At 65.7% G+C, this 12,125-nt stretch carries 11 protein-coding genes; 3 read left to right on the forward strand and 8 right to left on the reverse strand.

The genetic code is table 11. The annotated features are described in order from the left end of the window. The first annotated feature begins 3 nt into the window (after positions 1–3). On the forward strand, positions 4–549 hold the full coding sequence (locus NH14_RS25415; RefSeq protein WP_035531978.1) for an FKBP-type peptidyl-prolyl cis-trans isomerase: 546 nt from the start codon (positions 4–6) through the stop codon (positions 547–549). 85 nt (positions 550–634) lie between these two features. Here the strand turns inward: NH14_RS25415 and NH14_RS25420 are convergent, their stop codons facing one another. The 4 genes from NH14_RS25420 to NH14_RS25435 form a co-directional block, all read right to left on the reverse strand. Further along, the gene (locus tag NH14_RS25420; RefSeq protein ID WP_152617268.1) at positions 635–1,849 is read right to left on the reverse strand and encodes a hypothetical protein; all 1,215 of its coding nucleotides are present in this window, start codon (positions 1,847–1,849) and stop codon (positions 635–637) included. Between the two features lie 115 nt (positions 1,850–1,964). Continuing rightward, positions 1,965–4,667, reverse strand: coding sequence for a DNA mismatch repair protein MutS (gene mutS / locus NH14_RS25425; protein WP_035531976.1), 2,703 nt, complete (start codon positions 4,665–4,667; stop codon positions 1,965–1,967). 34 nt (positions 4,668–4,701) lie between these two features. Further along, the gene (gene lplT / locus NH14_RS25430; RefSeq protein ID WP_052148405.1) at positions 4,702–6,051 is read right to left on the reverse strand and encodes a lysophospholipid transporter LplT; all 1,350 of its coding nucleotides are present in this window, start codon (positions 6,049–6,051) and stop codon (positions 4,702–4,704) included. 131 nt (positions 6,052–6,182) lie between these two features. Continuing rightward, on the reverse strand, positions 6,183–6,983 hold the full coding sequence (locus tag NH14_RS25435; RefSeq protein ID WP_035531974.1) for an inositol monophosphatase family protein: 801 nt from the start codon (positions 6,981–6,983) through the stop codon (positions 6,183–6,185). A gap of 343 nt (positions 6,984–7,326) precedes the next feature. Between NH14_RS25435 and NH14_RS25440 the strand changes: the two genes are divergently transcribed. Beyond that, positions 7,327–8,193, forward strand: coding sequence for an RNA methyltransferase (locus NH14_RS25440; protein ID WP_035532033.1), 867 nt, complete (start codon positions 7,327–7,329; stop codon positions 8,191–8,193). 216 nt (positions 8,194–8,409) lie between these two features. Then, the gene (cysE, locus tag NH14_RS25445; protein WP_052148403.1) at positions 8,410–9,231 is read left to right on the forward strand and encodes a serine O-acetyltransferase; all 822 of its coding nucleotides are present in this window, start codon (positions 8,410–8,412) and stop codon (positions 9,229–9,231) included. 51 nt (positions 9,232–9,282) lie between these two features. On the opposite strand, the gene NH14_RS25450 is transcribed toward cysE, so the two are convergent. The 4 genes from NH14_RS25450 to NH14_RS25465 all read right to left on the reverse strand — a co-directional run bounded on the left by NH14_RS25450 (position 9,283) and on the right by NH14_RS25465 (position 12,117). Beyond that, the gene (locus NH14_RS25450) at positions 9,283–10,080 is read right to left on the reverse strand and encodes a UDP-2,3-diacylglucosamine diphosphatase (protein ID WP_035531972.1); all 798 of its coding nucleotides are present in this window, start codon (positions 10,078–10,080) and stop codon (positions 9,283–9,285) included. Positions 10,081–10,102: 22 nt separating this feature from the next. Next, positions 10,103–10,597 carry a peptidylprolyl isomerase gene (locus tag NH14_RS25455; protein WP_035531969.1) on the reverse strand — a complete coding sequence of 165 codons (495 nt, stop codon included), beginning with the start codon at positions 10,595–10,597 and terminating at the stop codon, positions 10,103–10,105. A 153-nt stretch (positions 10,598–10,750) separates the two neighbouring features. Further along, entirely contained in the window at positions 10,751–11,332 is a 582-nt protein-coding gene (locus NH14_RS25460; RefSeq protein WP_035531966.1) for a peptidylprolyl isomerase, read from the reverse strand. A gap of 71 nt (positions 11,333–11,403) precedes the next feature. Continuing rightward, on the reverse strand, positions 11,404–12,117 hold the full coding sequence (locus NH14_RS25465; RefSeq protein WP_035531964.1) for a tetratricopeptide repeat protein: 714 nt from the start codon (positions 12,115–12,117) through the stop codon (positions 11,404–11,406). Between the last annotated feature and the right edge of the window lie 8 nt (positions 12,118–12,125).

Genomic DNA, 12,125 nt, shown 5'->3' on the forward strand with positions numbered 1-12,125 from the left:
CGAATGAAAATTGCAAAGGACACCGTCGTGTCGGTCGCTTACAAGCTATCGGATGCGCAGGGCAATCTGATCGAGGAAAGCGACGAGCCGATGGTCTATCTGCACGGCGGCTATGATGGCACGTTCCCCAAGATCGAGGAAGTGCTGGACGGCAAGGAGCCGGGCTTCGAGACCCAGATCCAGCTTGAGCCTTCCGACGCTTTCGGCGAGTACGATCCCGAACTCGTCAAGATTGAGCCGCGCAGCCGTTTCCCGGAACCGCTCGAAGTGGGCATGCAGTTCGAAGGCACGCCCGAAGAGGGCGATGAGGATCTCGACACGCTCATCTACACCGTTACCGACGTTGCCGAAGATAAAGTCGTGCTCGACGGCAATCACCCACTAGCGGGCATGGCGCTGCGTTTCGCGCTGTCGGTCAAGGAAGTGCGTCAGGCGACCGAGGACGAGATCGAGCACGAACATGCGCATGGCGCGGAAGGTCTCGAAATCGCCGATGAGGACGACGACGAAGACGGCGACGAACCCGCCTCCAAACCCACCCTGCATTGACCAGGCAACGCGCCGGTAGTTACTGTTCGGTAGTTACTGCTGGCGCGTTTTGCTTCGCGTCCCGATTGTTTTCCCCTCGTCCTGTTCATGGCGCCATGCGCTGTGAAGGCCACGCAGGCATCACCGTTCCCGCGCTAGCGCCGCCTGGCGAACCCATTTCTCCTGCCCGATTTGTCCCGCTCGCGCCATTTGCGTCGGGCGCCTGTTGCATCCCGGGAATCTCCGTCACGTCGGGCATCGACGATATTTCCGGCATGTCCGGCAACGCGGGTTCGCTGCTGCCGCCTTGCACAGGCGCCGGCAGTTGAGGCGGCAGCAGCGGCAGGTGCTTGGGCACCTCATGCACGCTCACGCGCAGCGGTGTGCGGCGCGCCATATCCGCATCGACTTGAAGCCACTGCGTGAGCGGGTCGTGCAGCGAGAATGCGATGCGCGTGACGTTTGCAATCCTGATTCCCTTCTCGTTGCGCAAGGGCTGATCGATGGTGAAGCCATGTGCGAGCTTCGCCGTTTCCGAATGCACGAGGATCACCGGGCCCCGGAAAGTTTCCGCGAGCTTTGTGAGACTGCGCCGCAACTCGGTGTAACCATCGCGGGGCGTGTGGCGAAAACGTAGCCATGCAAAGCGGTCCTGGCGCTCGTACTGCTCGGGCATCGCGTTGCCCTGCATGAAGATGACGATGGCACGCGCATTGCGGCGGCGCGCGAACTCGGCCGCATGCTCCAGCCAGAAGCCATTGGCGATCACGCGGTCTTCGAATTCGCCGTTGCGGCCGCCGGCGTTCAGAAAATGATTGTTGCCGTCGGGTGCGTTCAGTGCAATGAACACCGTATCGCCGAACTGCCAGCGTGTATTTTCCCGATAAGGCCGAAAACGCGAGACCTCGCTTTCGCGCGTGAGCGTGAGAGGGGATTGGCCGAGCGAATTGGTGTCGGTGAAGAAGTTCTGGCGCAGGAAATCGAGCCGCTCGACTGGATCGTAGCCGCCTGCGCCAGTCGAGCCGCAGGTGCTCCAGTCACGCTGCCCCGGCACGAACACGAGCGGCGCGCGCGACGCGTCGAGCAACGCGCGGCGCCGGTCGTAGAGGCGATCCGTGCACGTCTCGCGCGGCCCTTTGAGGTTGCCGTCATAGACGGTGAATGAGATCTGCGGATCGCGTCCGATCGCGTCGATGAGGCGCTGGAGCGTGGCTTCGTCGCCGGGCTCGGTGACGACGTTCGCGACTACGGCGAATGAATAGCGTGGTGAAGACGAAGGGTCTTGTGCTTGAGCGGCGAGCGGCAGGCCGAACAGCGCCATGCAGACGAGCGCGCCTTGTAGTCCGCGACGCCACCAAATACTGACACCTGGAGCGATACCCCGAGCGCCGCCCCGGCCATGCGGAAATGGCCGGGGCGGCGTCGCGAGGCGACGCTCAGCGTTTGCCGTCCGGCGCGTTGGCCAGCTCATGCAGTTCGTACAGCAGATCGAGCGCATCGCGCGGCCGCAGCTCGTTCGGATCGAGCGCGCGCAGCCGTTCGGCGACGAGCGCGGCGCCTGGGTCGGTCGCTGCCGGTGCGTCTTCCACATACGATTGCGTGTCGAAATCGTCGTCTTCGGCAGCGGCAGGGGCGGCGAACAGGTCGAGTTGCGGCGTGGGCTGTCCGGCCGAGAGCTGCTCGAGATACACGAGGTGCTTGCGCGCTGCGCGGATTACCGGGTTGGGCACGCCCGCAAGTTGCGCGACCTGGAGCCCGTAGCTCTGGTTCGCGGGGCCTTCGCTCACAGCGTGCAGGAACACGATGCCGTGTCCGTGCTCGACCGCCGACAGGTGAACGTTGGCTGCCTGTGCGAATTCCGTGGGCAACTGCGTGAGTTCGAAGTAGTGCGTCGCGAACAGCGTATGGCAGCCGTTGCTCGTGAGCAGGTGCCGTGCGATGGCCCATGCGAGCGCGAGGCCGTCGAAGGTAGACGTTCCGCGCCCGATTTCGTCCATCAGCACGAGACTGTGCGGGGTGGCGTCGTTAAGGATGGCGGCGGCTTCGGTCATTTCGACCATGAAGGTCGAGCGGCCGCCCGCGAGGTCGTCGGCGGCGCCGATGCGCGTGAAGATGCGGTCGATCGGGCCGAAGCGCGCGCGTTTTGCCGGCACATAGCTGCCCACGTAAGCGAGCAGCGCGATGAGCGCGGTCTGGCGCATGAACGTTGATTTACCGCCCATGTTCGGGCCGGTGATGAGCAGCAGCTTGCGCTCGGCGGTAAGCAGGCAGTCGTTGGCGATGAACTGCTCGACCTGCGCTTCGACGACCGGATGGCGGCCCTGTTCGATCTCGATGCCGGGCGCTTCGGAGAATTCCGGCGCATTCCAGTCGAGTGCGCGCGCCCGTTCGGCGAAGGCGGCGAGCAGGTCGAGCTCAGCGAGCGCTGCGGCGACGCGCTGGCAATCGGGAATGAAGGGCAGCAGTGCCTGGAGCAGCGCGTCATAGAGCGCCTTCTCGCGTGCGAGCGCGCGCTCCTGTGCCGAAAGCGCCTTGTCCTCGAATGCCTTGAGCTCGGGCGTGATATAGCGCTCGGCGTTCTTGAGCGTCTGGCGGCGGCGGTAGTCGTCGGGCACCTTGTCGGTCTGGCCGCGCGTGACCTCGATATAGAAGCCGTGCACCTTGTTGTACTCGACCCGCAAATTGCCGATGCCGGTGCGCGCGCGTTCGCGCGCTTCGAGGTCGATCAGGAACTGGCCGCAGTTCTCGGAGAGGTTGCGCAGCTCGTCGAGTTCGGCGTCGTAGCCGGGCGCGATTACGCCGCCGTCGCGCACCATGGCGGCGGGCTCGGGCGCGACCGCGCGCTGCAGCAGGTCGGCGCACTCGCCGGGCGGCTCGAGCGCTTCGACGATGTGGTCGAGCGTGGCCGAGGCGCCGCTCGCTGCGGCGACCTGCTCGCGCAGCGCAGGCAGGCCGGCGAAGGTGTCGCGCAGGCTCGACAGATCGCGCGGGCGCGCCGAAAGCAGCGCGAGGCGCCCCGTGATGCGCTCTACGTCGGCGATCTGGCGCAGTGCGCCGCGCAATGCGTCGACGCTGGCGGACGGCGGCGCTTCGAGCAGCGCGCCGATGGCCTGCTGGCGCATCTGTGCGATGCCCGCGTCGCGCGGCGGATGGTGGAGCCAATGCCGCAGCAGGCGGCTGCCCATGGCGGTGCTGCACGTGTCGAGCAGCGAGCACAGCGTGGGTGATTCGGTGCCACGCAGCGTTTCCGTCAGCTCGAGATTCCGGCGTGTGGCCGGATCGAGCCCGATGTATTCGGATTCGGCTTCGACCTTGAGGCTGCGCACGTGGCGCAACTGCTGGCCTTGTGTGGCGGCGGCATACAGCAGCAGCGCGCCGGCCGCGCCGCATGCGCTGGTGAGCGCCTGCGCGCCGAAACCGTCGAGGCTTGCGACGTCGAGCTGGTCGCACAGGCGCTGCTTGCCCGAGGTGACGTCGAAGTGCCAGGCCGGCACGCGCGTCAATGCACCGCCCGAGCCTGCGCCGTTTGCAGCGGGCGGCGCCCAGCCCGAGGACTCCGCCGGCATTTCCGCCACGAGGATTTCCGCGGGACGAATGCGCTCGAATGCCGCCGCGACCTGTTCCGGCGCGACTTCCGCCAGGCGCAGCGCGCCGCTCGCGAGGTTCAGCCACGCGAGCCCCACGTTGACCGTCACCCCGCGCCGGTTGTGACCCGGGCAGACCGCCATCAGATAGACGTCGTTTTTATCCGAGAGGAGCGCCGCGTCGGTCAGCGTGCCGGGCGTGACCACGCGCATGACCTTGCGCTCGACCGGCCCCTTCGAGGTGGCCGGGTCGCCGATCTGCTCGCAGATTGCCACCGACTCGCCGAGCTTCACGAGCTTCGCGAGGTATTGCTCGACGGCGTGATGCGGCACGCCCGCCATCTTGATCGGATTGCCCGCCGACGCGCCGCGCTGCGTAAGCGTGAGATCGAGCAGGCGCGCGGCTTTCTCGGCGTCTTCGAAGAACAGCTCATAGAAGTCGCCCATCCGGTAGAACACCAGCGTGCCCGGGTGGTCGGCCTTGATGCGCAAATACTGCTGCATCATGGGAGTGTGTTGCGCGGTGTCGCTGGCGCTGGCGGTGTGTGTAGCCATCGTCGGTGTCTTGCTAAGAGTTCAGGGCGTGAGTTTAACCCGCGTCGCGCTCATGCGAACCAGGCCGGATGGCCTGGTGCGCGCGATGCCCGTCGACGAGCGCGTGCATGTCGATCGTGCGTGCGTTTGCCGCACTTCGCCGCATCGCGAGCCCGATCATCGCGGCGACGAACAGGCCGAACACGACGATGATCCACTGCACCGGCACCTTTACCGTGAGCAGCAGCGCGTAGGCGCCGAGCATCAGCAGCACGGCGAGATTCTGGTTGAAGTTCTGCACGGCGATCGAATGGCCCGCCGAAAGCAGCGTCGCGCCACGGTGCTGGAGCAGTGCGTTCATCGGCACGATGAAAAAGCCCGCGAGCGTGCCGAGCAGTACCATCAGCGGATACGCGAAAAGCAGGTAGAAGGGCATGACGAACGCGCCGACGCGCACGCCTTCCCCCGCCGGAAAGAGCCCCTTGCTGTAGAACGCCATCGCCACGGCCACCATGCCGCACAGCACGCCTACTGGCAGCACGCGCAACGACGCGCGCAGCGACACCCAGGCGGCCGCGGCCGCGGCCCCCAGCGCGATGCCGAGCCCCGTTACGCCTTGCATCACGGCGGCCTTCGAGAGCGACAGGCCGAGATTCGCATCGGCCCATTTGAGCACGAGCAGTTGCAGCGTGACGGCGGCGCCCCACATCAGCGTCGTAACCCACAGCGCAATTTGCGCGAGCTTGTCGGCCCACAGCACATTGAAGCAATGCACGAAGTCGGACACGAGGCGGCCCGGCTCCCGGAGCCGGTTCTCATAGCGCGCGCCGGTGTCGGGAATGCCGATGTTGATGAGCGCAGCGAGCGCGTAGGTGAGCATCACCGCGAGCATCGCGAGATCGGCGGCCGTGCGGATGAGCGGCAACGGATGATGGGCGACGAAGCGCTCCGCATAAGTGGAGACGAGCGCGCCGCCCAGCATCGTGCCGGCGATCGTCGAGAGCACGGTGGCCGATTCGAGCCACGCGTTCGCCGCGACGAGTTTTTCGGCGGGCAGCAATTCGGTAAGGATTCCGTATTTTGCGGGCGAGTAGGCCGCCGCGCCGAAGCCCACCACGCCATAGGCGATCATCGGGTGCGCGCCCGCGATCATCAGCAGGCAGCCGGCCGCCTTGAGCGCGTTCGAGACGAACATCACATGGCGTTTTTGCAGGGCGTCGGCAAATGCGCCGACGAAGGGCGCGAGCAGCACGTAGGAGATCGTGAAGAAAATCTGCAGGAGCGGCGTGACCCAGGCCGGCGACGAGATCACCGTGAGCAGCGCGATTGCCGCAATCAGAAGCGCGTTGTCGGCGAGCGACGAAACGAACTGCGCGGCGATGATCGTGTAGAAGCCTTTCTTCATCGCGGGGAAGAGCCGTTGGGGTGCCGTCGTGGATCGTCAGGGTGACGACCTCGCGCGCGAAGCCGTGCGCGAAACAAAAAAGCGGCCGAAGCCGCTTGATGCGCCAGAACAGCGCGCGCAGGCGGCTTCGTTCAGCCTTCCTTCTTCACGCGCGTGTACTTCGACAGCACGGGCACCATTTGCGCGTAAATCTTCGGATTGCCGGCGACGACTTCACCCACGTGCAGGAAGTCGGAGTCGCCCGTGTAGTTGCCGACCAGGCCGCCCGCTTCCGTGACGAGCAGGCCGCCCGCAGCGACGTCCCACGGACTGAGGCCCTGTTCGAAGAAGCCGTCCATGCGGCCCGCGGCGACGTTCGCGAGATCGAGCGCGGCAGCGCCCGGGCGGCGCAGGCCGGCGCAGGCGTTGGTCATCTCGGCGAAGAGCTCGCAATAGCTCTCGAGGCCGTTCTTCTCGCGGAACGGGAAGCCGGTGCCGATCAGGCCGTCGGCGAGACGGTCACGGCGGCCCACGCGGATGCGGCGGTCGTTCAGGAACGCGCCGCGGCCGCGCGAGGCGGTGAAGAGGTCGTTGCGGGTGGGATCGTAGACCACGGCCTGCGTGACGATGCCCTTGTGCGCGAGCGCGACTGAGACGCAGTAGTACTGGAAGCCGTGGATGAAGTTGGTCGTGCCGTCGAGCGGATCGATGATCCACTGGTATTCCGATTCGTTCTCCGAGTGGCCGGATTCTTCGGCGAGAATCGCGTGATCGGGGTAGGCGGTCTTGAGCGTGTCGATGATGGCCGCTTCGGCCGCCTTGTCGACCTCCGTGACGAAATCGTTATGCTGCTTCTTCGCGACCTGGATGAGGTCGAGGTCGAGCGACGCGCGGTTGATGATCTGTCCGGCGCGGCGCGCGGCCTTGACAGCGATGTTGAGCATGGGATGCATGTGCCTGGATCCTTGTTGTCCGGCGCTTGCCCGAGCATGTGGCGCGCCGGTGGTGCAGAAGATAAAAGCGTCTAACGATTGGACAGGGCGCGAGCCGCGAACGGCTTGCGGCTGGGCTTACAGGTCCTGAACCGCCAACGGAGACGAATTGGATAAGAGCGGGGCGCGGCGGCCTGGCCGGCCGAAAACGCGCGAATCTTGTATTTTACCCGAATATAGGTATTCCATCGCTTTATCGATGGCCATGCGTGACAGAGGCCGGTCCGACGGGGCGGATAGGCCGGGCGGGCAAGGCGCGCTACCATAGATGTTTCCCTTACGTTGTCGTCAGAGATTCATCTTGGTGCCTCCAGATTCACACGTCCCTACCGATCATCCGGCCGCCACGGCGGCATCCCCGTCGCACGCCGGCGAGGCCCACGAGCCGTTGCGAGGCGGTTTCACGTCCACCCGCTTCGTGCTGGTTGAGCCCAGCCATCCGGGCAACGTCGGCGCCGCGGCGCGCGCGCTGAAGACCATGGGTTTTTCGCGGCTTGTGCTGGTCGCGCCGCGCGTGCCGCTGGTCCATTGCGATCCGGAGGCAGTCGCGATGGCGAGCGGCGCCGACGACGTCCTCGCGGCCGCCCACATCGTCCCGACGCTGGCCGATGCCCTCGCGGGCGTGCAATGGTCGATGGCGCTCACGGCGCGCACGCGCGAATACGGACCGCCTCCTGGGGCGCCGCGCCAGGCGGTGCAGGATGCCTGCCGCCAGGTCGCGCACGGTGACATCGCACTTGTGTTCGGCAACGAGCGCACCGGGCTCTCGAACGACGACGTCGAGCGCTGCAGCGCGCTCGCCCACATTCCGGCGAATCCGGCCTATAGCTCGCTCAATCTCGCGCAGGCGGTGCAGGTGCTGGCCTATGAACTGCGGCTCGCGTACCTGGGCGAAGGCGAGCCCGGCATCGCATTGCCGGGTGCGGGGGCGGTTTCCGGCGGGTTAGCCGCCGGACCGCTCGCCACGAGCGACGACATCGAGCGCATGTATGTGCATCTGGAGAACGCTCTGATCGCGCTCGATTTTCTCGATCCCGCCAATCCGAAGAAGCTGATGTCGCGGCTGCGCCGGCTCTTCGCGCGCTCCGGGCTCGAGCGTGAGGAAGTCAACATCGTGCGCGGGATCGCCAAGCACATCCTGATGCTCAAGGGCAAGGAAGGCGGGAAATAGCCTCGTAACGAGGCGCGCCGCGGGGACTCACCGAGGCCGCGCGTCCGACCTTGATGCCCGCGGGGGCTTGCCAGCTCGCGCGCGCCTTTCGCCTACAATCGATTTTCGTTCACAAGCAAATCAGTACGGCTGCTAAAGCCGTGCATGAGCTGCGCGCGCCAGGGGCGCAGCACGGCCGTTTCCCCCCATGTTCCTCACGTCGAGCGTGTGACAGCCATGTTCAATAGACTTCGCGAAGACATCGCCACGATCCGCGAGCGCGACCCCGCCGCCCGCAGCGCCTGGGAAGTCTTGACCTGTTATCCAGGTCTGCATGCGCTCGTCCTGCATCGCTTTGCCCACGCCTGCTGGCTCGCGAAGCGCCGTTGGCTCGCGCGCTATGTCTCGCAGGTCGCGCGCTTTTTGACCGGCATCGAGATCCATCCGGGCGCCACCATCGGGCGGCGCGTGTTCATCGATCACGGCATGGGCGTGGTGATTGGCGAGACTGCCGAAGTCGGCGACGACTGCACGATTTACCAGGGTGTGACGCTCGGCGGAACGTCGCTCACGCGCGGCGCGAAGCGCCATCCGACGCTTGGCCCCGGAGTGATCGTGGGTGCGGGTGCGAAAGTGCTAGGCGGCTTCACGGTGGGCGCGCAGGCGAAGATCGGCTCGAACGCCGTGGTCGTGAAGCCGGTGCCCGCGGGCGGCACCGCGGTGGGCAATCCGGCGCGCATCATCGCGCCTGCGAAGACCGCGCCCGAGCAAGTGAAGCCGGGGAGCGCGCGTGAGGGGTTTTGTGCCTACGGCATCACGCCCAATGCCGATGATCCTGTTTCGCTCGCCATTCATGGCCTGATCGATCACGCCGCCACGCAGACGCAGCGCGTGGATGCGATTGCGGCTGCGCTCGAGCGGCTGGGCGCTCGGCTCGAAGCGCTGCATGGCGCTGACGCGACACTCGCGCAACTGCGCCGGCTCTCGGAGGGGCTGGAGGGCGGGGCGACGCCGCACGAGTCTGAAAATACGCAAGAGAACGCGGCGTCACGCGTTTGAAGTGCTCCGTGCACTTTCTCTACGGCACTTGCACTTTTCTTCGCTTATTGCTCAATCGAGCGGCAACATCCTGAACCCTTCAGCGTCGACGCGCAGATAGCCGCCGCGCGGCTTGCCGTGATCGAGGTCCCAGTCTGGCAGCACCCAGCGCGTGCCGCCGGGTTCCTGATGGCGCGCGGGACGATGCGTGTGCCCGTGAATGATCGTGTTCGCGCGTGCGCGCCTGAAGAGCGTTGCAACCCCCTTGGCGGTGACATCGTATTTCGGCAGCGCGGGCCGCTCGCGGCCCGCCTCGCTCTTGTGGCGCATGCGCTCCGCGAGCGCGCGGCGCCAGCGGAACGGCCACGCGAGAAAGAGCAGTTGCGCGAGACGGTTGCGCGCGAAACGGCGAAAGAATTGATAGCCGCGATCGTCGGTGCATAGTGCGTCGCCGTGGGCGAGCGCGATGCGCGTGCCGAATGCGGTGATGGCGATGGGGTCGGGCAGCCAGATGGCGCCCGCGGCTTTCATGAAGCGCTTGCCCAGCAGGAAGTCGCGGTTGCCGTGCATGACGTAGAGCGCGATGCCGCGCTCGGAGAGCGTGTGCATCAGCGCGGTCATGCGCGCGACGAATGGATCGGCGAGCATGTCGTCGCCGATCCAGTATTCGAAGAGGTCGCCGAGAATGAACACCGAGTCGGCCTGATCGGCCGTGACACTGATGAAATGCTCGAACGCGGCGACCGTGCGCGGAATGGCTACGCTCAGGTGCAGGTCGGAGATGAAGAAAAACGGACGCGCCGCGTGCGGACGTCTGCCCTCGCCGGGCACGCCCGCAGCGGCGTGTCTTAATGCCTTTTCCTGCAGCATGAATGAAGCGCGCGTCTTGACGTTATTCGACGACGACAGCCTTCTCGATCACGACGTTTTCGAGCGGCACGTCCTGATGAAAGCCCTTCGAGCCCGTCTTGACCTTCTTGATCTTCTCGACCACGTCGAGACCGTCGACGACCTTGCCGAACACAGCGTAGCCCCAGCCTTGCGGCGTCGGCGACGAGTGGTTCAGGAAGTCGTTGTCGGCAACATTGATGAAGAACTGCGCCGATGCCGAGTGCGGATCGTTGGTGCGCGCCATGGCGATCGAGCCGCGCTCGTTCTTCAGGCCGTTATTCGCTTCGTTCTCGATCGGTGCCTGGGTGGGCTTTTGCTGCATGCTGGCGTCGAAGCCGCCGCCCTGGATCATGAAGCCGTCGATGACGCGGTGGAACACCGTGCCGTCGTAGTGGCCGCTCTTCACGTAGTTGAGGAAGTTGGCGACCGTCTTCGGTGCCTTTTCGGCGTTCAGTTCGAGCTTGATGACGCCGTGGTTCGTGTGCAGTTCGACCATGATGGATCCTTAGTCAGTGGCTTGGGGGGAAAGGGCGGCGCCGTAGCGGTACGAGGCGGGGTGTGTGGCCGCTCGCGTGTACCGTTGCAGCGCCGCGTGACGAATAGTGAGGCAGCTATAGTGCGGCCGCTTCGCGACGATTGAATTGCGGCGTTACTTGCCGACGACGGTGGCCGACTGGATCACGATTTCCTTTTGCGGCACGTCCGACATCGGTCCGCGCGAGGTGGTGGGCGCCGCTTCGATCTTCTTCACGACGTCCATGCCCTGGGTGACCTTGCCGAACACCGCGTAACCATTGCCGTCCGGGTTCGGATAGTCGAGGCCGGCGTTGTCGACGGTGTTGATGAAGAACTGCGCGGTGGCCGAGTTCGGATCGCTCGTGCGCGCCATCGCGATGGTGCCAGTGAGGTTCTTCAGCCCGTTCCTGCTCTCGAGTGGAACCGGCGCGCGCGTGGGCTTCTCGACGAAGCTCGTGGTGTAGCCGCCGCCCTGGATCATGAAGCCGCGGATCACGCGATGGAAGATCGTGCCGTTGTACTGGCCGGACTTCACGTACTGGAGGAAGTTATCGACGGTCTTGGGCGCCTTCTCGGGATAGAGTTCGACGCGGATGTCGCCTTCACTGGTCTTGAAGAGCACCTGCGGATGCGCGGCCTGCTGGCCGGTTTGCGCAAAGGCGGGCGCGTTCGCGATCAGGGCGGCGCTGCCGAGCGCCAACATCAACCATTTCATGAGTGTCCTCGGAAGTACGGGGAAAAACGTGTCGCTGCGCGTCGCCGAACGGATCCGTTGCGCGCGGCGGCTTAGCGCGAAGGCGCCACGAAGGGCGGCGTCGCGAGCGACCCGGTGGGGCCGCCGAACTGGTACACCGGATTGTCGAGCATCGGGCTCACGGTCGTCGTTTCGGCTTCCGGCGCGGGTGTCGCTGCTGCCGCTGCGCGCGCTCGCTTGCGCGTGGCCGGCGGATTGACGATCTTCTCGATGTCGGTAAGGCGCTGTTGCGTTGGTCCGCTCGTGTGGCCGAGGCTGCTTGCGTGGCGGTACGATGCGTCGGCCATGCGCAGGTACAGATCGCCGAGGTTTTCCCAAGCGAGACTGTACGACGGGTTGGCTTTCGTGGCCGTCTCAAGGGCGACGCGCGCCTCTTCATAGCGGCCATGCTTCGCGTAGAGCGTCGCGAGATTGTTATAGGGCTCGGGCAGTTCCGGGTAGGCTTGCGTGAGCTCGGTAAAGGCTTCAATGGCGTCGTCGTCGCGGCCAAGGCGCGCGAGGATGGTCGCGCGCTTGAACTTCGCCTGCACGTCGCGCGGATTCGACTTGATGCGCGCGTCCAGCTCAGTGAGCGCCGTCGCCCAGTTGCGCTGGGCGATCGCTGCGTCGGCGCCGGGCGTGCCGTCGGCCGTGGCGGGCGGCGCGGCATGTGCCACGAACGCGCCGCCGAAGACGAACGCGACACTCGCGAGAGCTGCCGCGGCAAGGGTCGCAGCGCGTGGTGCGCGGCCGCTGGAAGATTTCATAGGGGAAG

Source organism: Paraburkholderia sacchari, from assembly GCF_000785435.2.
In the GTDB taxonomy this organism is placed as follows: Bacteria; Pseudomonadota; Gammaproteobacteria; order Burkholderiales; family Burkholderiaceae; genus Paraburkholderia; species Paraburkholderia sacchari.

What these genes read in the sequence shown, in the direction of transcription:
- NH14_RS25460 (WP_035531966.1), bottom strand. Translation starts at nt 11,332, where the DNA reads ATGAAATGGTTGATGTTGGCGCTCGGCAGCGCCGCCCTGATCGCGAAC.
- NH14_RS25450 (WP_035531972.1), bottom strand. Translation starts at nt 10,080, where the DNA reads ATGCTGCAGGAAAAGGCATTAAGACACGCCGCTGCGGGCGTGCCCGGC.
- NH14_RS25420 (WP_152617268.1), bottom strand. Translation starts at nt 1,849, where the DNA reads ATGGCGCTGTTCGGCCTGCCGCTCGCCGCTCAAGCACAAGACCCTTCG.
- NH14_RS25415 (WP_035531978.1), top strand. Translation starts at nt 4, where the DNA reads ATGAAAATTGCAAAGGACACCGTCGTGTCGGTCGCTTACAAGCTATCG.
- lplT (WP_052148405.1), bottom strand. Translation starts at nt 6,051, where the DNA reads ATGAAGAAAGGCTTCTACACGATCATCGCCGCGCAGTTCGTTTCGTCG.
- mutS (WP_035531976.1), bottom strand. Translation starts at nt 4,667, where the DNA reads ATGGCTACACACACCGCCAGCGCCAGCGACACCGCGCAACACACTCCC.
- NH14_RS25455 (WP_035531969.1), bottom strand. Translation starts at nt 10,597, where the DNA reads ATGGTCGAACTGCACACGAACCACGGCGTCATCAAGCTCGAACTGAAC.
- cysE (WP_052148403.1), top strand. Translation starts at nt 8,410, where the DNA reads ATGTTCAATAGACTTCGCGAAGACATCGCCACGATCCGCGAGCGCGAC.
- NH14_RS25435 (WP_035531974.1), bottom strand. Translation starts at nt 6,983, where the DNA reads ATGCATCCCATGCTCAACATCGCTGTCAAGGCCGCGCGCCGCGCCGGA.
- NH14_RS25465 (WP_035531964.1), bottom strand. Translation starts at nt 12,117, where the DNA reads ATGAAATCTTCCAGCGGCCGCGCACCACGCGCTGCGACCCTTGCCGCG.